Source organism: Streptomyces sp. NPDC001348, assembly GCF_053597535.1.
Genome location: NZ_JBSFIK010000050.1, coordinates 1 through 19,629 on the forward strand (window position 1 = coordinate 1; position 19,629 = coordinate 19,629).

Sequence of the window (19,629 nt, forward strand, 5' to 3'; positions counted from 1 at the left end):
GCATGTGTTAAGCACGCCGCCAGCGTTCGTCCTGAGCCAGGATCAAACTCTCCGTGAATGTTTACCGGTAATCCGGTTGAACACCACGAGAGCGGTGCGAGAGGAGGAATGATCCTCTCGCACACAGCGTCCTCGCTGTGTTTTTCAAAGGAACCTCGTCCCGATCGTGATGACCGGAGACGGGGTATCAACATATCTGGCGTTGATTTTTGGCACGCTGTTGAGTTCTCAAGGAACGGTCGCTTCCTTTGTACTCACCCGAGACTCTGTCTCGCGGCTTTCCTCCGGGCGCTTCCCTTCGGTCTTGCGTTTCCGACTCTATCAGATCTTTTCTCGATCCGATTTCCTCGGTGCTTTCCAGGTTTCCCGCTCTCGCGGTTTCCCTTTCCGGCGGTTCCGACTTTATCAGAAGTTCTGAGTCGGATTTTCCACCCGGCCCGGGAGACCGACATGCAGCGCATGAAGCACTTGGGTTCCCGATCGGGCGGAGCCGTAAACGTACTGGAGCGGGGTGCCTCGATGCAAATCGAGGCACCCCGCTCCGTGTTCACGCCTGCGAGGGGTCGTACGCGGGTCAGACCTCCACGACGACGGGCAGGATCATCGGCCTGCGCCGATACGTGTCCGAGACCCACTTGCCGAGGGTCCGGCGGACGAGCTGCTGGAGCTGGTGGGGCTCCACGACACCGTCCTGGGCCGACCGCTCGAGCACTTCCGTGATCCTCGGGACGACGTCCGCGAAGGCGGAGTCCTCGATGCCGGAACCGCGGGCCTGGATGTGCGGGCCGCCGGTGATCTTTCCGGTGGACGAGTCCATGACCACGAAGACCGAGATGATGCCCTCGTCCCCGAGGATCTTCCGGTCCTTCAGGGCCGGCTCGCCGACGTCACCGACCGAGAGGCCGTCGACGTACACGTAACCGGCCTGGACCTTGCCGGAGATCTTCGCCTTGCCCTCGACGAGGTCGACGACCACTCCGTCCTCGGCGATCACGATCCGGTCGTGCGGGACGCCGGTGAGGGCACCCAGCTCGGCGTTGGCCCGCAGGTGGCGCCATTCGCCGTGCACCGGCATGAGGTTCTTCGGGCGGCAGATGTTGTAGAAGTACAGCAGCTCGCCCGCGGATGCGTGGCCGGAAACGTGCACCTTGGCGTTGCCCTTGTGGACGACGTTCGCGCCCCAGCGGGTCAGGCCGTTGATCACGCGGTACACCGCGTTCTCGTTCCCGGGGATCAGCGACGACGCCAGGATGACGGTGTCACCCTCCACGATCCTGATCTGGTGGTCACGGTTCGCCATCCGGGAGAGCGCGGCCATCGGCTCGCCCTGGGAGCCCGTGCAGACCAGGACCACCTCGTGGTCCGGGAGGTCGTCGAGCGTGCGGACGTCGACCACCAGGCCCGGCGGCACCTTGAGGTAGCCCAGGTCCCGGGCGATGCCCATGTTGCGGACCATCGAGCGGCCGACGAAGGCGACCCGGCGGCCGTACTCGTGCGCCGCGTCCAGAATCTGCTGGATGCGGTGAACGTGGCTGGCGAAGCTCGCCACGATGATCCGCTTACGGGCACCCGCGAAGACCTGGCGCAGGACGTTGGAGATGTCCCGCTCCGGCGGGACGAACCCCGGGACCTCGGCATTCGTCGAGTCGGCGAGGAGGAGGTCGATGCCCTCCTCGCTCAGCCGCGCGAACGCGTGCAGGTCGGTCAGACGGTTGTCCAGCGGAAGCTGGTCCATCTTGAAGTCGCCGGTGTGGACCACCATGCCGGCGGGCGTGCGGATGGCGACGGCCAGCGCGTCCGGGATGGAGTGGTTGACCGCGACGAACTCGCAGTCGAAGGGTCCGATGCGCTCTCGGTTCCCCTCCGCCACCTCGAGGGTGTAGGGCCGGATGCGGTGCTCCTGGAGCTTGGCCTCGATGAGCGCGAGGGTCAGCTTGGAGCCGATCAGCGGGATGTCCGGCTTCTCGCGGAGGAGGAAGGGGACGCCGCCGATGTGGTCCTCGTGGCCGTGCGTGAGGACGATGCCCTCGATGTCGTCGAGGCGGTCTCTGACGGACGAGAAGTCCGGCAGGATCAGGTCGATTCCGGGCTGCTCCTCCTCGGGGAAGAGCACTCCGCAGTCGACGATCAGCAGACGGCCGCCGTACTCGAAGACCGTCATGTTCCGGCCGATCTCGCCGAGGCCGCCGAGCGGGGTGACCCGCAGGCCGCCTTCGGGGAGCAGTGGGGGCGGACCCAGTTCAGGATGCGGATGACTCAAAAGACTCTCCTCACCACGCACGCCACGTACCGGTAGGGCACGTGGCGCGCGTGACGTTCGTGCAGAAGCAGTTGTCGTTGTGGAATGCGGGCACCGGTGGCCCGCTCATTCAGTTGGTGTTCAGTTGTGGAGCCCTGGTGCGCGGCGGGCCGCGCGAAGTCTGTTGTCAGAGCTGTACCCCGCCGGCAGCAAGATCGATCTTGAGCTGGGCGACCTCTTCCGGGGTGAGCTCGACCATGGGGGCGCGCAGTGGTCCTGCGGGCAGACCCTGGAGCGCGAGCGCCGCCTTCGTGGTCATGACGCCCTGCGTGCGGAACATCCCCGTGTACACGGGGAGCAGCTTCTGGTGGATCTCGGTCGCCTTCTGGACGTCACCGGCGACGAAGGCCTCCACGAGGGCCCGCAGGTCGGGTGTGACCACATGGCCGACCACCGAGACGAAGCCGACCGCGCCCACGGAGAGCAGCGGCAGGTTGAGCATGTCGTCGCCGGAGTACCAGGCGAGGCCGGACTGGGCGATGGCCCAGCTGGCGCGGCCGAGATCTCCCTTGGCGTCCTTGTTGGCGACGATTCTCGGGTGCTCGGCGAGGCGGACGAGCGTCTCGGTGTTGATCGGGACGCCGCTGCGGCCGGGGATGTCGTACAGCATGACCGGCAGCTCGGCGGCGTCGGCGACGGCCTTGAAGTGCCGGTACAGGCCCTCCTGGGGGGGCTTGTTGTAGTACGGGGTGACGACCAGCAGGCCGTGGGCGCCCACCTGCTCGGCGGCGCGGGCCAGCTCGACGCTGTGGCGGGTGTCGTTGGTGCCGACACCGGCCACGATGTGGGCGCGGTCGCCGACCGCCTCCAGCACGGCTCGTACGAGGTCCGTTTTCTCCGCGTCGCTCGTGGTGGGGGACTCGCCGGTGGTGCCGTTGATGATCAGGCCGTCGTTGCCTGCGTCCACCAGATGCGAGGCGAGCCGCTGCGCGCCGTCGAGGTCGAGTGCGCCGTCCGCCGTGAAGGGCGTGACCATGGCGGTGAGGACCCGCCCGAAGGGGGTCTGCGGAGTGGAGGTCGGAGCCATGGCTTACACGCTACTCGCTGCTCAGTGAGTGGTCTGCCCGCGGGGTGCCGGAGAAGTCCGGACAAACATGGAACCCGGCACTGCCTGCTCGGGGGTTCAAGCAGTGCCGGGTCCGTTTGATCAGGCTAGATGAACTTCTCCAAATGCCGCAATACGGACACTTCGCTGGGCTGACCGTACATCTGTGTCGGACTAGGGGGCGACACGGCCGTTGGCGTTGAAGGCGGCGTACGTGAGGGGCATGAGCTTGGCCCACTCGGCCTCCATCCGCTCACCGACCATCTCGATCTCCCGCTGCGGGAAGGACGGCACCTTGGCCAGCTCGTGCTGGGTGCGCAGGCCGAGGAAGTGCATCAGGGAGCGGGCGTTGCAGGTGGCGTACATGGAGGAGAACAGGCCGACGGGGAGGACCGAACGGGCCACCTCGCGGGCGACGCCGGCGGCGAGCATCTCCTGGTAGGCCTCGTAGGCCTGCCGGTAGGAGTCCTCCATGACGCGGCCGACCAGCTCCTGCTGCGCCTGGGTGCCCTCGACGAAGACGTACTTGCCGGGCCGGCCCTGCTGGACGAGCTTGCGGGCCTCGTCGGGGACGTAGAAGACCGGCTGCAGCTCGCGGTAGCGGCCGCTCTCCTCGTTGTACGACCAGCCCACCCGGTGCCGCATGAACTCGCGGAAGACGAAGATCGGGGCGCTGATGAAGAACGTCATCGAGTTGTGCTCGAAGGGGCTGCCGTGCCGGTCCCTCATGAGGTAGTTGATCAGGCCCTTCGAGCGCTCCGGGTCCTTGTTCAGCTCGTCCAGGGACTGCTCGCCGGCCGTGGAGACTCGGGCGGCGAACAGCACGTCCGCGTCGGACGCGGCGTGCTTGACCAGCTCGACGGTCACGTCACTGCGGAAACTCGGCTTGAGGTCGTCGGCGGGGGCGTCGGTCACGGCTCGGAGGGTCCTTCCCATTACTTCTGGCGGGCGGCGCCCACTCTACGGCCCGGCTCTGACATCGGGGCGTTCGGTGCCCGGACGCGACTTTTCGGTGAAGGTCTGCGAATCCGGGGCAAGCGGGCACCTTCTGGGGGACCCGTGCGTCTGTGTTCCAAGAGACATCCGTTCGACCCAAGAGGAGATGCGACCTCGATGTTCCGTCGGCGCGAGCCCGTACCCTTCGCCTTCCTCGCCGAAGCCGACAAGTTCCGCAGTAACGTGGCGCCCCCGGCCCCTGAGCGGGCCTCCGCCGGTCAGATAGCCGGGCGCTGGCTGCTGGCCCTGACCATCATCGCGGGGCTGGTGGGCTCCCTGGTCATCGGTATGCCGGCGCTGTCGACCCCGACCGCGACGCAGACACAGCAGTCACAGGCGTCGCAGGGTCACTGACTCTTCCGGACCCCCTCGGGTGGTGGGCAGGGTCACCGGCGGATAGCCTCACCGGGCACAGCTTGTGCATGGATTGAGTGAGGACCAGCCATGCCCCTGCCCTTCCTGACGGCCGACCGCACCTTCGAGGCGGCATCGGACACCGCGTTGCCGTACGACGACCGCGAACGCTGGCGGCGGCCCTACCGGCCCGGCCCGTGGCGCGTGGCCGTGGCGGCGCTGTGCCTGATGCTCGCCTCGTTCGTGCTCTTCGCCGCGGTGCTCATCGCCCTGACGGGCTCGCCGTCCTCCGCCGGGACGGTCCTCGCCGTGGCACTGGTGATCCTCGTCGGCGCGCTGCGGCTGCTGCGCATGGGTGTCTGGGTAAGCGGGCGTGGAGTGCGGCAGGTGGGTTTCTTCCACACCCGCACGGTTCCCTGGGAGCGGGTCGTCGCGGTGCGCACGTTGCAGCAGCCGGTGCGCTGGCTGGGGCTGCCCCGTACGGTGCAGGGGCAGGCGCTGACCCTGGTGCGCCGGGATCGCGGCGCGCAGGACGCGCCGCCGCTGCTGACCACGCACGGCCTGGACTTCCTCGCCCGGGTCTCCGCCTTCGACCGGGCGGCGGGCAGGGTGCAGGCGTGGGCGGCGGAGTACCAGCTCGGCTGACGCCCGAGCCGCCTTCCCCGCTCCCCGCTCCCCGCTCCCCGCTCCCCGCTGAGCAGCGTGAAGGGGCCGGTCCCTGGTTATGGGACCGGCCCCTTCGGCGTACACGTGCGGTCAGGCCTGGACGGGTCTGCCGTCGTGCAGTGCGATCGCGCGTTGCATCGCCTTGCGGGCGCGCGGGGTGTCGCGGGCGTCGTGGTAGGCCACGGCGAGGCGGAACCAGCTGCGCCAGTCGTCGGGCGCCGCCTCCGTCTCGGCCTTGCGTTTGGCGAAGACCTCGTCGGCCGAGTCGCGGTCGATGCGGCCGCCGGGGGTGCGTTTCAGCTCGTCGACGGGCAGCCCGCCCTCGGCGTCGAGTTCGGCGGCGAGCTGGTTGGCCTTGCGGACGAACTGGGTGTTCTTCCACAGGAACCACAGGCCGATCACCGGCAGGATCAGGACCGCGACCCCGAAGGTGACGGTGAGGGCCGTGCCGGACTGGATGAGCATGACGCCGCGGCTGCCGACCAGGACGAAGTAGAAGACCAGGACGGCGGCCGTGACGGTGTAGGAGATCTTCGCGCGCATGTCGGCAGGCCCCGCGTCACCCGAGGTCCAGGAAGTGCTCCAGGCCGAAGGTCAGGCCCGGAGTGGTCACCACGCGGCGCACGCCGAGCAGGATGCCCGGCATGAAGCTGCTGTGGTGAAGGGAGTCGTGGCGGATGGTGAGGGTCTCCCCCTCGCCGCCCAGCAGGACCTCCTGGTGGGCCAGCAGGCCGCGCAGGCGGACGGCGTGCACGGGGACGCCGTCCACGTTCGCGCCGCGGGCGCCGTCCAGGGCGGTCGCCGTGGCGTCCGGGGCCGGCGCGGTGCCGGCCTGGCGGCGGGCCTCGGCGATGAGCTGGGCGGTGCGGGTGGCGGTGCCGCTGGGGGCGTCCACCTTGTTGGGGTGGTGCAGCTCGACGACCTCGACGGACTCGAAGTACGGCGCGGCGATCTGCGCGAACTTCATGGTCAGCACGGCCCCGATGGAGAAGTTCGGCGCGATCAGCACACCGGTCTCCGGGGACTGGGCCAGCCGGTCCTGCAGCTGTGCGAGGCGGTCGTCGGTCCAGCCCGTCGTACCGACGACCGCGTGAATGCCGTGGCGTACGCAGAAGTCGAGGTTGTCCATCACCGAAGCGGGGGTGGTCAGCTCCACGGCGACCTGGGCCCCGGTCTCCGCCAGGGTCTCCAGCTGGTCGCCCCGGCCCAGGGCGGCGACCAGCTCCATGTCCTCGGCGGCCTCGACGGCCCGTACCGCCTCGGAACCGATGCGTCCCTTGGCCCCGAGGACCGCCACACGCAGCTTGCTCATGTCTGTTGCTTCCTTAGCGAGGGATGGCGGAGGGATTCACGCCACGGCGTCGTGCAGCCGTGCGGCCTGCTTGTCCTTGAGCGGGCCGATGACCGACAGCGAGGGGCGCTGTCCCAGGATGTCGCGCGCCACCGCGCGTACCTCGTCCGGGGTGACCGCCGCTATGTGGGCCAGCATGTCGTCGACGGACATCTGCTCGCCCCAGCACAGCTCGCTCTTGCCGATGCGGTTCATCAGCGCGCCGGTGTCCTCGAGGCCGAGGACCGTGGAGCCCTGGAGCTGGCCGATGGCGCGGCCGATCTCGTCGTCGGAGAGGCCGTGCTCGGCGACGTGGTCGAGCTCGTCCCGGCAGATCTTCAGCACGTCGTGCACCTGGCTCGGGCGGCAGCCCGCGTACACGCCGAACAGGCCGCAGTCGGCGAAGCCGGAGGTGTAGGAGTACACGCTGTAGGCGAGGCCGCGCTTCTCCCGGACCTCCTGGAACAGTCGGGAGGACATGCCGCCGCCGAGTGCCGTGTTCAGTACCCCCATGGCCCAGCGGCGGTCGTCCGTGCGGGCGATGCCGGGCATGCCGAGGACGACGTGCGCCTGCTCGGTCTTGCGGTTGAGCAGCTCGAGACGGCCCGCCGTGCGGATGCCGCGCCGGCCGCCCCGGGGGGCGACGGGGGCGGCGCTGTCGCCGTTGAAGGCGCCCGCCTTGTCGAAGGCGGCGCGGACCTGTCGTACGACCTTGTTGTGGTCGACGTTGCCGGCGCACGCGACCACGAGGTGGGTGGGGTCGTAGTGCTTCTTGTAGAAGCGGCGGATGCGGTCGGCGGTGAGGGCGTTGACCGTGTCGACCGTGCCGAGGACGGGGCGGCCGAGGGGGTTGTCGCCGAACATCGTGTGCGCGAACAGGTCGTGCACGCAGTCGCCCGGGTCGTCCTCGGTCATGGCGATCTCTTCGAGGATCGCGCCGCGCTCGACGTTGACGTCCTCTTCGAGGATCAGCGAGCCGGTCAGCATGTCGCAGACCACGTCTATGGCGAGTGGCAGGTCGGTGTCGAGCACGCGTGCGTAGTAGCACGTGTACTCCTTCGCCGTGAACGCGTTCATCTCGCCGCCGACGGCGTCGATGGCGGCGGAGATGTCCAGGGCGGAGCGGCGCTGGGTGCCCTTGAAGAGCAGGTGCTCCAGGTAGTGCGTGGCGCCGTTCAGGGACGGTGTCTCGTCGCGGGAGCCGACGTGCGCCCAGATGCCGAAGGTGGCGGAGCGGACCGAGGGCAGGGTCTCGGTGACGATGCGCAGGCCACCGGGGAGGGTGGTCTTGCGGACCGTGCCGATGCCGCTGGTGCCCTTGATGAGGGTTTGGGTACGGGCGACGGCCCGCGCCTCGGAAGAGGTGCGGGCCGTCGCCTTGGAGCTACGGGACGTCACTGCTCGGCGTCGTCCTTCTTCGTCTCGGAGCCGCCGTCGGCGGCGTCTTCCTCGCCCTCGATCACCGGAACGAGGGAGAGCTTGCCGCGGGAGTCGATCTCGGCGATCTCGACCTGGACCTTCTGGCCCACACCGAGGACGTCCTCGACGTTCTCCACGCGCTTGCCGCCGGCGAGCTTGCGGATCTGCGAGATGTGCAGCAGACCGTCCTTGCCGGGCAGCAGGGAGACGAACGCGCCGAAGGTGGTCGTCTTGACGACCGTACCCAGGTAGCGCTCGCCGACCTCGGGCATCGTCGGGTTGGCGATGCCGTTGATCGTGGCGCGGGCGGCCTCCGCCGAGGGACCGTCGGCGGCACCGATGTAGATCGTGCCGTCGTCCTCGATGGTGATCTCGGCGCCCGTGTCCTCCTGGATCTGGTTGATCATCTTGCCCTTGGGGCCGATGACCTCACCGATCTTGTCGACCGGGATCTTGACGGTGATGATCCGCGGGGCGTGCGGGGACATCTCGTCGGGCCGGTCGATGGCCTCCATCATCACGTCGAGGATGTGCAGCCGGGCGTCGCGGGCCTGCTTGAGGGCCGCGGCCAGGACGGAGGCCGGGATGCCGTCCAGCTTGGTGTCGAGCTGGAGGGCGGTCACGAACTCCTTGGTGCCGGCGACCTTGAAGTCCATGTCACCGAAGGCGTCCTCGGCACCGAGGATGTCGGTGAGGGTGACGTAGTGCGTCTCGCCCTCGATCTCCTGGGAGATCAGGCCCATGGCGATGCCGGCGACCGGGGCCTTCAGCGGCACACCGGCGTTCAGCAGCGACATGGTGGAGGCGCAGACCGAACCCATGGACGTCGAGCCGTTGGAGCTCAGCGCCTCGGACACCTGACGGATCGCGTACGGGAACTCCTCGCGCGTCGGCAGCACCGGCACGAGCGCACGCTCGGCGAGGGCGCCGTGGCCGATCTCGCGGCGCTTCGGGGAACCGACGCGGCCGGTCTCACCGGTGGAGTACGGCGGGAAGTTGTAGTTGTGCATGTAGCGCTTGCGGGTCACCGGGGAGAGGGTGTCCAGCTGCTGCTCCATGCGGAGCATGTTGAGGGTGGTGACGCCCAGGATCTGGGTCTCGCCACGCTCGAACACCGCGGAGCCGTGCACCCGCGGGATGGCCTCGACCTCGGCGGCCAGCGTGCGGATGTCGGTGACACCGCGGCCGTCGATGCGCTTCTTCTCCTTGATGACGCGTTCACGGACCAGGGCCTTGGTCAGCGAGCGGTACGCGGCGGAGATCTCCTTCTCGCGGCCCTCGAACTCCGGCAGGAGCTTCTCGGCGGCGAGCTGCTTGACGCGGTCCAGCTCGCTCTCGCGCTCCTGCTTGCCGGCGATGGTGAGCGCCTGGGCGAGCTCGGGGCGGACGGCGGCCGTCAGGGCCTCGAGGACGTCGTCCTGGTAGTCCAGGAAGATCGGGAACTCGCCGGTCGGCTTGGCGGCCTTGGACGCGAGGTCGGCCTGGGCCCTGCAGAGCACCTTGATGAAGGGCTTCGCGGCCTCCAGACCGGCGGCGACGACCTCCTCGGTGGGCGCCTCGGAGCCGTCCTCGACCAGCTTGATGGTCTTCTCGGTGGCCTCGGCCTCGACCATCATGATCGCGACGTCGCCGTCCTCCAGGACGCGGCCGGCGACCACCATGTCGAAGACGGCGTCCTCCAGCTCGGTGTGCGTCGGGAACGCCACCCACTGGCCGCGGATCAGCGCGACGCGGACGCCGCCGATCGGACCGGAGAAGGGCAGACCGGCCAGCTGGGTGGACGCGGACGCGGCGTTGATCGCCACGACGTCGTACAGGTGGTCGGGGTTGAGCGCCATGATCGTGGCGACGACCTGGATCTCGTTGCGCAGGCCCTTCTTGAAGGACGGGCGCAGCGGACGGTCGATCAGACGGCAGGTGAGGATCGCGTCCTCGCTCGGCCGGCCCTCACGGCGGAAGAAGGAACCGGGGATCTTCCCGGCCGCGTACATGCGCTCCTCGACGTCGACCGTCAGGGGGAAGAAGTCGAGCTGGTCCTTGGGGTTCTTGGATGCGGTGGTGGCCGACAGCACCATGGTGTCGTCGTCCAGGTACGCCACGGCGGAACCGGCGGCCTGCTTGGCCAGGCGGCCCGTCTCGAAGCGGATGGTGCGGGTGCCGAAGGCGCCGTTGTCGATGACGGCCTCGGCGTAGTGGGTCTCGTTCTCCACTAGCGTCTTCTCCTCGTCTTCGTCCCTCCTCGCCCGTGTGGCGGGGGACGGTGGCGGAGAAGCGCTCCGTCTGGTGCGGGCCGGTCTTCGATCGAAGCACCCGGGGCTCCGCCCGGGGGCCACTACCGAGGACCGGCGGCGGCGAGGTGCGCTTCTCCATGTCGTTGTCGTGCTGTGTCGTCCGTATTGCGTTGTGCTACCACACTACAAAGCGCCGATGACACTCTGCACGTTTCCGCACGTACGGCAAAGGGAGCGGCCCCCGATCCCTCCGGGAACCGCTCCCTTCACGGCGTCTTACTTGGCGCCCGCCGCACCACGGCGGATGCCGAGGCGGTCGACCAGCGCACGGAAGCGCTGGATGTCCTTCTTCGCCAGGTACTGCAGCAGGCGACGGCGCTGACCGACCAGGATCAGCAGGCCGCGGCGGGAGTGGTGGTCGTGCTTGTGGGTCTTGAGGTGCTCCGTCAGGTCGGAGATCCGACGGGACAGCAGAGCGACCTGGACCTCGGGGGAGCCGGTGTCACCCTCCTGGGTACCGAACTCGGAGATGATCTGCTTCTTCGTAGCGGCGTCGAGCGACACGCGTACTCCTCATGGTCTGTGAGTGGCCACCGAGTGCCCCCGGTCTTCATCTCGGGGAGCTTCCGTTACTCGGGAGCCCGGGATCCGCCGGCGCGGCCTCCAGTGCCTGCAGGGGGTGCCTGCATGGCTCCGGAGGTGCGTACACGAACGGCCGTCACTCAGGGTACCAGGGTCGACGCGCGCTCCTGACAGGGGCGCCAGGTGACGCTCCGGCCGGGGGTCGGTGGCCGCGACGGCGTCGACACGCTCCGTCACGGGCGGACATCGGCAAACCTCTGAGCTGGGACAACAATGACAAGTAGGGTGTCTGCGCAGCTCGTTGACACAGCTCGTAGAGCTCGTTGGTACAGCTCGTTGGTACAGCTCGTTGGTACTGAAGGAAGGACCTGGTCACGATGGCCGATGCCGAGGAACTCAGGGCACGCAAGGAACGGGAGCGGGACGAGCTGTACGCGCTCGACATCTCCGGCGTCGAGTGGCACTGCGCGCCGGGCACGGAGGAGCACGAGGAGCGGGTCGAGATCGCGTACCTCCCGGAAGGCGCGGTGGCCATGCGGTCCTCCCTCGATCCGGAGACCGTCCTGCGGTACACGGAGGCGGAGTGGCGGGCGTTCGTGCTGGGGGCACGGGACGGGGAGTTCGATCTGGAACCGGCCCCGCACGACGGGGGGCTCCCGGCGGAGTGAGCGGAACGTGACGGAAGGCGGCACGCGTGCGTGCCGCCCTCCGGTTGTCCTCCTGGCCGTCCCCCTAGCTGGTCATCGCCCGCGCCTGCGCGTACACGTCGAACACGGCCAGCGCGAGCGGGATCAGCGTCAGCAGGACGAAGCTCTCCGCGACCTCCAGGAAGCGCCCCCAGAAGGGGGTGAGACCGCGCCGCGGAGTGATCAGACCGATCGCGGTGACCAGGACCGTGGCCGCGCCGACCGCCGCGGCGAGCCAGACGCTGCGGATGTCGAGGGCGGTCGCGTCGCCCTGGAGGGCGTCGATCAGGTAACCCCGGGGCGGGTTCAGGGCGAGCCCGAGGCCGAGGAAGACGATCGCGGCGAGGCCCGCGGCCAGGGTGGCGCCGACCTGCGCGGTGTAACGGAACAGGTGTGCCCGCATCAGCATCGCCACGCCGGTCGCGAGGGCCAGGAGCTGGGCCCAGGTGTTGCTGGAGAAGCCGAGGACGATCGACGCGCCCACGGCGACGAGGGCGCAGCCCCCGACGAGGCCGACGAGGAGTTCGTGGCCGCGCCGGGCCTGGGCGGCCACGCGCTCGGCGTCCACGGGCTCCTGCCGGGCGGGCTCGCCGGTGTCGTAGCCGCCGCGGGAGGGGTTGGGCGGTTCGAAGCCGATGGGCAGCCGTGCGAAGCGCATGGACAGGCCCGGCAGGAAGGCCAGCGCCACGACGGACAGCGGAGCGCAGACGGCGGCCGTCTCGATGGGCTTCAGCTCGGTGAGGATCGCGATGAAGGTGGTGATCAGGCCGATGGCGGAGGCGAAGAGGAACGCCACGAAGGGGCCGTCGCCGCCCGGCGACACCAGGGTGAGCACCAGGGAGGCGACGAGGACCGCCGTGCAGGCGAGCAGGAACTGGAGCCGGCCGATGCCCTGGCCGTCGGAGAGCGGCAGCAGCCCCGAACCGGCCACGGCGACGTTCGGCAGGGCGCCCAGTCCCAGGGCGACGGCGGATCCCCGGTCGTCGTAGACACGCGCGCGTACGCACGCGATGGTGATCAGCAGGATGCCGGCGACGCCCGCGATGATGCCCTGCAGACTGTTCATGTCGTGGCCGATCCGGGAGCTCCAGGCCACGAAAGCGAGCAGCGCCGGCAGGATGCCGCCCGCGACGAGACCGGCGGCACGGGTGAGCTCGCCGTTCCACAGGGCGCGGTCGCGGGTGACGGCGGAGGCCACCGCCTCGGAGACGTCGTCGACGACGGCGGGCGGCAGGGACTCGGCGAACGGGCGCAGGGTGAGCAACTCGCCGTCGAGGATGCGCTGCGCCGTGAAGGACCGGGCCCCGTCGAGGACGGTGCCGTCACGCCGTACGAGGTGGTAGCCGACCGGCGCGCCCTCGGCGGGACCCTGTTGGGACAGGCGCAGGATCTCCGGGTACAGGTCGGCGACCGGTACGTCGTCGGGCAACGCCACGTCGATGCGGCTGTCGGGCGCCACGATGGTGACCCGGCAGAAGCCGAACCCCATGCCCGCCCCGGAAACGGCGGCGGTACCCGGTCCACCGGTCGCGCCGGCCGGCGCGGAGGCCGTCATGCTCACCTGATGTTCCCCCTCGTCGGTGGTGAGGCGGTCCACGTGCGCCACGCACCTTCCGCCCGTAAAAATCCTGTGTAGGTTGTGCGGCGCCACCCCCTCCACCCGACAACCGAGCGGTCGTATCCGGGGTTTACGGGGGCGCGCTCGCTTCGGACCGTTGCGGATTGCCCGGTTTTTCCCGGAACGATTCGCAACTGCTCACCCGTCTCACCGGCACCCTACCGCCCGACGTTGTCGGCCGTTGTCAGTAGGATCGCGCTTCGCGATCGACGTCCGTCTGACACGGGGCGGCGGATGAAAAATCTCGGTCCGGCAAGGGAATTGGTGCGTAGTGAGCCACATCGTCGTCAAGCGCCCGCCGCGGGCACTGCCGAAGGAAGTGCCCACGGACGAGGTCGTGCTGCAGGCTCCGCCGGAACTTCCGCGGGGCCAGCAGGAAGGCGCTCTGATGCAGCTCCTGCCCATGCTCGGCATGGGCGGATCCGTGGTCTTCTTCTTCAACCCCCAGGCCCAGCCCTTCATGAAGATCATGGGCATGGTGATGGTGGCCTCGACGATCGCCATGGGCATCTCGATGCTCATCCGCTACCGTCGCGGCAACCAGGGGCAGATGGCCGACATGCGTCGTGACTACCTCCGCTATCTGTCGCAGACCCGGCGCTTCGCGCTGGACACCGCGAAGGCCCAGCGCGACGCCCAGTACTACCTGCATCCTTCGCCGGAGCAACTGTGGGCACTGGTCGCCGAAGGCAGCCGGGTGTGGGAACGACGCACCGCTGACGAGGACTTCGGACAGGTGCGGGTGGGTCTCGGCCCGCAGGCCCTGGCCACTCCCCTGATCCCGCCGCAGACCGCCCCGGTGGACGAACTCGAGCCGCTGACCGCGGGCGCCATGCAGCGCTTCATGGCCGCCCACAGCACCCTCGACGATCTGCCGATGGCGGTGTCGCTGCGCGCCTTCTACCACGTGACGATCAGCGGCGAGCCGGGCGCCGTGCGCGGCACCGCCCGGGCCGTCTGCGCCTCCCTCGCCTCCCTGCACTCCCCCGAAGACCTGGTCATCGCCGTCGTCACCGGGCGCGCGTCGGCGCCCGAGTGGGAGTGGGCGAAGTGGCTGCCGCACGTGCAGGCACCCGGCCTCGCCGACGGCGCCGGCAGCATGCGTCTGATCACCACCGACCCGGTGGAACTGGAGGACCGGCTCGCCTCCCGCCTCCAGGGCCGCCCGCGCTTCCACCCCGACGGCCCACCCGTCGCCGAGCAACCGCACCTGGTGGTGGTGCTCGACGGCATCTCCCTTCCGCCCGCGTCGCTGCTGGCCAGTCCCGAGGGTCTGCAGGGCGTGACGGTCCTGGAGATCGTGCCGGGCGACCTCACCATCGGACGCGGCGACCTCTCCGTCATCGTGCAGCCCGACGAGCTGCGCCTGGAGTCGGCACACGGCATGGTCTACGAGGGGACGCCGGACGTCCTGTCGTACGAGGCCGCCGAGGCTCTCGCCCGCCAACTGGCCCCGCTGCGGGTGGCGTCGGGGGGCGACGACGACGAACCGCTGCTCGCCAACCTGGAGTTCACGGATCTGCTGAACCTGGGCGACGCGGCCTCGGTGGACCCGAAGCGGACGTGGCGCCCGCGCTCGCAGTCGGAACGCCTGCGCGTGCCGATCGGTCTCGGCGAGGACGGCCGGCCCGTGATGCTGGACCTCAAGGAGGCGGCGCAGGAGGGCATGGGGCCACACGGCCTGTGCGTCGGTGCGACCGGTTCCGGCAAGTCGGAGCTGCTGCGTACGCTGGTGCTCGGCCTCGCGGTGACCCACTCCTCCGAGACGCTGAACTTCGTCCTCGCCGACTTCAAGGGCGGTGCCACGTTCGCGGGCATGGCCCAACTGCCGCACGTGGCGGCCGTGATCACCAACCTCGCGGACGACCTGACCCTCGTCGACCGCATGGGCGACTCGATCCGCGGTGAGCTCAACCGCCGTCAGGAGATGCTGCGCGACGCGGGCAACTACGCGAACATCCACGACTACGAGAAGGCCCGCGCCGCGGGCGCGCCCCTCCAGCCGATCCCGTCGCTGGTCCTGGTCATCGACGAGTTCAGCGAACTGCTCACCGCCAAGCCGGACTTCATCGAGATGTTCGTGCAGATCGGCCGTATCGGCCGTTCACTCGGCGTGCATCTGCTGCTGGCCTCGCAGCGCCTGGAGGAGGGCCGGCTGAGGGGCCTCGAGACCTACCTGTCGTACCGCATCGGTCTGCGGACGTTCTCGGCGGCCGAGTCACGCGCCGCGCTCGGCGTCCCGGACGCCTACGAACTGCCGAACATCCCGGGTTCCGGTTTTCTGAAGTTCGGCACGGACGAAATGGTGCGCTTCAAGGCGGCGTACGTCTCCGGGGTGCATCGTACGAGCTCGCAGCAGGCCGCGGCGCTCGGCGGCCCGATGCCCGTCGACCGCCGGCCGGTCCTCTTCACCGCGGCCGAGGTGCCGGTGCAGTACGCGCCGATCCCGCAGCAGCGCCAGGAAGCCGCCGAACAACGGCAGGACGACGCGCTCGCCGACACGGTGCTCGACGTGATCGTGCGGCGCCTGGAGGCGCAGGGCCCGGCCGCGCACCAGGTGTGGCTGCCCCCGCTGGACAGCCCGCCGTCGCTCGACACGCTGCTGCCGGGGCTCGCCCCGGTGCCCGGCCGCGGTATGACCCAGCCGGGCTACGAAGGCGCGGGCCGGCTCGTCATCCCGGCCGGCCTCATCGACAAGCCCTACGAGCAGCGGCGCGACCCGCTGTTGGTCGACTTCGGCGGCGCGGCCGGCCACATGCAGATCATCGGTGGCCCGCAGTCCGGCAAGTCCACGCTGGTGCGCTCGATCATCGCGTCGTTCGCACTCACCCACACCCCGCGTGAAGTCCAGTTCTACGGATTGGACTTCGGCGGCGGCGGCATGGCCGCGGTGGCCGGCCTGCCGCACGTGGGCGGTGTCGCCTCGCGCCTGGACCCCGAGAAGGTCCGGCGTACGGCGGCCGAGGTGTACGGCATCATGACCCGCCGCGAGGAGTACTTCCGTTCCACGGGCATCTCCTCCATCGCGGAGTTCCGCTCCCGCCGCGCGCGAGGCGACATCTCGGTGACCGACCAGCCCTGGGGCGACGTCTTCCTGGTCATCGACGGCTGGGGCAACTTCCGCACCGACTACGAGGCCCTGGAGCCGCTGGTACTCGACATCGCCGCCCGCGGCCTCGGCTACGGCATCCACGTGATCATCACGGCGTCCCGCTCGATGGAGGTCCGCGCGAACCTCAAGGACCACCTGATGAACCGGCTCGAGCTGCGGCTCGGTGACCCCATGGACTCCGAGATCGACCGCAAGGTGGCGGCCAACGTCCCCACCGGGGTTCCGGGACGCGGCCAGACCCCGCACAAGCAGCACTTCATGGCGGCGGTCCCCCGCATCGACGGCCTCTCCTCCGACACGGACCTCGCGGAGGCCACGACCGCCCTCGCCGCCGAGGTCACTCGCCACTGGCAGGAGCCCGGCGCACCGGAGGTACGCCTGCTCCCCCGCGAGCTCCCGGCGGCCCAACTCCCCCCGGGCGACCGTTTCCCGCACCGCGGCATCTCCTTCGCCCTCGACGAGGACAACCTCGAGCCGGTGTTCGTGGACTTCGAACAGGACCCGTTCTTCCTGGTGTTCGGTGAGAGCGAGTCCGGCAAGTCGAACCTGCTGAAGCTGCTGATCAAGCGCCTCACCGAACGCTACGACGGCAACACCTGCAAGCTCTTCGTCGTGGACAACCGGCGTTCACTCCTCGGGGTGACCCCGGAGTCCCACCTGGCGGCATACATCCCCATGTCGAACCAGATGCAGCACCACATGGACGCGCTGGCCGAACTGATGCAGCGCCGCACACCGACGGCCGACGTGACCCCGGAGCAGCTGCGCAACCGCAGCTGGTGGCGCGGGCCCACGGTGTACGTCGTCATCGACGACTACGACCTCGTGTCCACGTCGAGCGGCAACCCGCTGGCGGGCCTGACGGAACTGCTGCCGTTCGCCCGCGACGTCGGCGTCCGCTTCATCATCGCGCGTTCCACCGCGGGGGCGAGCCGCGCCGGCTACGAGTCCTTCATGCAGCGCATCAAGGAACTCGGCGCCCAGGGAGTCGTCCTTGCGGGCGACCCGGCCGAGGGCGACCTGCTCGGCGGAGTCCGCCCCCGGCCGATGCCGGCGGGGCGGGGCGTCTTCGTGTCCCGGAAGCGGGGGAAGCCTATGGTTCAGGTCGGGTTGGTCGAGGACGAGAACGTGTGAGCAGGTGGCGACGCCTGCAGTTCCTGCGAGGTCGCGAAGGTTCCTCTCCCGCCGTCGCGACCTCGTGGGTCAGAAGACCGGTAGCGCGCAGAGCAACTCGTCGTTCCGGATGAAGGCTCTGTTGCCGTCGACCGCAATGCCGTGGTGCTCGGCTTCGGGAAGTTCGTAGGACCAGACCGGGTATCCGTTGTCCACGTTGACGGTGTTCACCTGAGTCTTGTATGAGTCGTCGATCGTCCACACACCGGTGCCCTGTACCAGGACGGGACTGCCGTCCTTACGGGAACTCCAGACCGTACTGCCGTCACTGCTGCGGAGACGTTCGGGAAACATCCCGCCGAGCACGTAGACGGAGTCTCCATGGACGCTCGGCGGGCCCCACTCCGCGCGCACCTTGTACATGTCCCTGGTGGTGCGGGCCCAGATCTCCTTGCGGTCGGTGATCCGCAACGCGGTCAACGTCTTGCCGTTGACGTACACGATCCCGTCCTGAGCGACAGGGCTGAGCGAGGCCTTCTCCGCTTGGTGGCGCAGCTCCCAGACCAGATGACCGTTGGCCGTCGCCACGGCCAGCACATGACCGTCGACCGTCGAGAGCACCAGGCGCCCGCTGCCGACGGCTGTCCTGACGGAGAGCTTGCCCCGATATCGCGCCGGAACCTCGGCGGTCCAGCGGATCCGGGCGTCCGAGCGTCCCACGCTGCGCAACCGGTGGTCCTTCGTCACGACGTACACCGCGTGGTCGTCCGCGGTCAGCAGGGCCGCCGCATCAGCTGCCGCCGTCCATTTGGGTTCACCCGTGGAGGGGACGTACGTACGCAGCACCCCCTTGGCGTCGAGGGTCACGACCAGACGGTCGGACAGCGACAGGTAGTGGTCGGGCTGTACGTCCTCCACCTTCCAACGCAGCCTTCCGTCGACGACGTTGTAGGCGCCGATACCGCCGTAGAGCCCGATCACGACGACGTCCCTGACGGGCAACGGGGCGCGGGACTTGCCGTCCACGGCCGCATCGGTCCTCCACAACGCCTTCGGGGAGCCATCGACCATGTAGTCACCGTCATCCGCCACCAGCAGTCGGGCGTTCGGCGTCTTCACGGCGGCAGGGATGTCGAACAGGTCGTCCTTCTTCTGGCTCGCCCGCGACCGGAGCAGCCACCATCCCGTCGTACCGCCCCCTGCGGCGAGCACCGTGCCGCCGGCTGCCAAGCCGGTGAGCAGACGCCGCCTGGTCACGGTCGTCACCGTGCCCGTCGTGGGCGGCGCGGTGAGCTCTCGGACCAGTCTCTCCCGTTCCTTGATGTCGTCCGCGACCGGACCTCGTCGCCACACCCGGTCGCTGTTTTTCGGCGGCGCGAACGCCGTGGCGATCTGTCCGGGGACGGGCCGGGAGGCACCGTCCTTGGCAAGGCAGGGGGCGATGAGCGCGTACAACTCGGGATTCAGGCCGTCCCAGCGCGGCTCGCCATGGACGACCTCGTACTGAACGGCAGCCACGTGCCCGCCCTCGAAAGCGCGCCGACCGGTGGCCGCGTAGACGAGGACGGCGCCCAGGGAGAACACGTCGGCGGCGGGTGTCACGCGCTGCCCCAGCACCTGCTCAGGTGCGCCGTAGCCGGGCGTGACGGGGATCTGGCCGGTCGTGGTGAGCGTCAGGCCGTGCTCGGGGCGCGCGATGCCGAAGTCGATGACCCGGGGGCCGGTCGTCGTCAGCACGATGTTCTGGGGTTTGAGGTCGCGGTGGATGAAGCCTGCGGCATGAATGTCCGCCAGGGTGTGCGCGATGGACGCCGCCAGGGCACGCACGCCCGTCTCGTCGAGCGGCCCGTGTTTCCCGACCGCCTCGTCCAGGGTCGGCCCGGTGAGGAACTCGGTGGCGATCCAGGGGCGACCGCCCTCGGTCTGTGCACCGAGGACCGCGGCGACGCCTGGGCTCCGTACCGCCTGTGCCGCGAGCGCCTCCCGTACGAAGCGCCGGCTGAGACCGGAGTCGTGGGCGAGTTCGGGGCGCAGCACCTTCACCGCGGCGACCGTCGCCGCGCCGTCCTGGCCGACGTACACCTTGCCCATGCCGCCTTCGCCCAGGACTCCGAGCAGGCGGTACGGGCCGAGACGGATCGGGTCGCCGACATCCAGGGGGTTCATCGTTGGCTGCCT

General features: G+C 69.4%; 14 protein-coding genes. 4 read left to right on the forward strand and 10 right to left on the reverse strand.

The features are described from left to right. Window positions 1-574 precede the first annotated feature (574 nt). The 3 genes from ACWC21_RS35700 to thyX form a co-directional block, all read right to left on the reverse strand. Complete coding sequence (locus ACWC21_RS35700) at window positions 575-2,260, reverse strand: ribonuclease J (RefSeq protein ID WP_450888130.1); 1,686 nt, start codon at window positions 2,258-2,260, stop codon at window positions 575-577. Between the two features lie 166 nt (window positions 2,261-2,426). Then, the gene (gene dapA / locus ACWC21_RS35705; protein WP_450888132.1) at window positions 2,427-3,326 is read right to left on the reverse strand and encodes a 4-hydroxy-tetrahydrodipicolinate synthase; all 900 of its coding nucleotides are present in this window, start codon (window positions 3,324-3,326) and stop codon (window positions 2,427-2,429) included. 192 nt (window positions 3,327-3,518) lie between these two features. Then, window positions 3,519-4,259, reverse strand: coding sequence for an FAD-dependent thymidylate synthase (thyX, locus tag ACWC21_RS35710; protein ID WP_450888134.1), 741 nt, complete (start codon window positions 4,257-4,259; stop codon window positions 3,519-3,521). A gap of 198 nt (window positions 4,260-4,457) precedes the next feature. On the opposite strand from thyX, the gene ACWC21_RS35715 reads away from it, so the two are divergent. Beyond that, window positions 4,458-4,694, forward strand: coding sequence for a hypothetical protein (locus tag ACWC21_RS35715; RefSeq protein ID WP_450888136.1), 237 nt, complete (start codon window positions 4,458-4,460; stop codon window positions 4,692-4,694). A 90-nt stretch (window positions 4,695-4,784) separates the two neighbouring features. After that, on the forward strand, window positions 4,785-5,339 hold the full coding sequence (locus ACWC21_RS35720; protein WP_450888137.1) for a hypothetical protein: 555 nt from the start codon (window positions 4,785-4,787) through the stop codon (window positions 5,337-5,339). A 111-nt stretch (window positions 5,340-5,450) separates the two neighbouring features. Here the strand turns inward: ACWC21_RS35720 and ACWC21_RS35725 are convergent, their stop codons facing one another. From ACWC21_RS35725 to rpsO, 5 genes are all read right to left on the reverse strand, one after another. Next, a complete protein-coding gene (locus ACWC21_RS35725) occupies window positions 5,451-5,903 on the reverse strand; it encodes a hypothetical protein (protein WP_450888138.1) in 453 nt (150 codons plus the stop codon). Between the two features lie 16 nt (window positions 5,904-5,919). Beyond that, window positions 5,920-6,672: a 4-hydroxy-tetrahydrodipicolinate reductase gene (gene dapB, locus ACWC21_RS35730; RefSeq protein WP_450888140.1), complete on the reverse strand. Its 753-nt coding sequence runs from the start codon at window positions 6,670-6,672 to the stop codon at window positions 5,920-5,922. A 36-nt stretch (window positions 6,673-6,708) separates the two neighbouring features. Next, window positions 6,709-8,088, reverse strand: coding sequence for a M16 family metallopeptidase (locus ACWC21_RS35735; protein WP_450888142.1), 1,380 nt, complete (start codon window positions 8,086-8,088; stop codon window positions 6,709-6,711). Further along, a complete protein-coding gene (locus ACWC21_RS35740) occupies window positions 8,085-10,319 on the reverse strand; it encodes a polyribonucleotide nucleotidyltransferase (RefSeq protein WP_450888144.1) in 2,235 nt (744 codons plus the stop codon). The genes ACWC21_RS35735 and ACWC21_RS35740 overlap by 4 nt, the downstream gene beginning before the upstream one ends. A 297-nt stretch (window positions 10,320-10,616) precedes the next feature. Continuing rightward, window positions 10,617-10,904, reverse strand: coding sequence for a 30S ribosomal protein S15 (gene rpsO / locus ACWC21_RS35745; RefSeq protein WP_133047446.1), 288 nt, complete (start codon window positions 10,902-10,904; stop codon window positions 10,617-10,619). Between the two features lie 395 nt (window positions 10,905-11,299). On the opposite strand from rpsO, the gene ACWC21_RS35750 reads away from it, so the two are divergent. Next, the gene (locus tag ACWC21_RS35750; protein ID WP_450888146.1) at window positions 11,300-11,590 is read left to right on the forward strand and encodes a DUF397 domain-containing protein; all 291 of its coding nucleotides are present in this window, start codon (window positions 11,300-11,302) and stop codon (window positions 11,588-11,590) included. A 64-nt stretch (window positions 11,591-11,654) separates the two neighbouring features. Here ACWC21_RS35750 and eccD read toward each other — a convergent pair whose 3' ends face one another. Then, window positions 11,655-13,163 carry a type VII secretion integral membrane protein EccD gene (eccD, locus tag ACWC21_RS35755; protein WP_450888212.1) on the reverse strand — a complete coding sequence of 503 codons (1,509 nt, stop codon included), beginning with the start codon at window positions 13,161-13,163 and terminating at the stop codon, window positions 11,655-11,657. 334 nt (window positions 13,164-13,497) lie between these two features. Between eccD and eccCa the strand changes: the two genes are divergently transcribed. Next, window positions 13,498-17,472: a type VII secretion protein EccCa gene (eccCa, locus tag ACWC21_RS35760; RefSeq protein WP_450888148.1), complete on the forward strand. Its 3,975-nt coding sequence runs from the start codon at window positions 13,498-13,500 to the stop codon at window positions 17,470-17,472. 69 nt (window positions 17,473-17,541) lie between these two features. Here eccCa and ACWC21_RS35765 read toward each other — a convergent pair whose 3' ends face one another. Further along, window positions 17,542-19,617 (reverse strand): protein kinase domain-containing protein, encoded by a 2,076-nt coding sequence (locus tag ACWC21_RS35765; protein WP_450888150.1) that lies wholly within the window; start codon window positions 19,615-19,617, stop codon window positions 17,542-17,544. Window positions 19,618-19,629: the final 12 nt, after the last annotated feature.

Coding starts and splice junctions, on each gene's coding strand:
- ACWC21_RS35765 (WP_450888150.1), bottom strand. CDS start 19,617: ATGAACCCCCTGGATGTCGGCGACCCGATCCGTCTCGGCCCGTACCGC.
- eccD (WP_450888212.1), bottom strand. CDS start 13,163: ATGACGGCCTCCGCGCCGGCCGGCGCGACCGGTGGACCGGGTACCGCC.
- dapA (WP_450888132.1), bottom strand. CDS start 3,326: ATGGCTCCGACCTCCACTCCGCAGACCCCCTTCGGGCGGGTCCTCACC.
- ACWC21_RS35715 (WP_450888136.1), top strand. CDS start 4,458: ATGTTCCGTCGGCGCGAGCCCGTACCCTTCGCCTTCCTCGCCGAAGCC.
- ACWC21_RS35725 (WP_450888138.1), bottom strand. CDS start 5,903: ATGCGCGCGAAGATCTCCTACACCGTCACGGCCGCCGTCCTGGTCTTC.
- dapB (WP_450888140.1), bottom strand. CDS start 6,672: ATGAGCAAGCTGCGTGTGGCGGTCCTCGGGGCCAAGGGACGCATCGGT.
- ACWC21_RS35750 (WP_450888146.1), top strand. CDS start 11,300: ATGGCCGATGCCGAGGAACTCAGGGCACGCAAGGAACGGGAGCGGGAC.
- ACWC21_RS35720 (WP_450888137.1), top strand. CDS start 4,785: ATGCCCCTGCCCTTCCTGACGGCCGACCGCACCTTCGAGGCGGCATCG.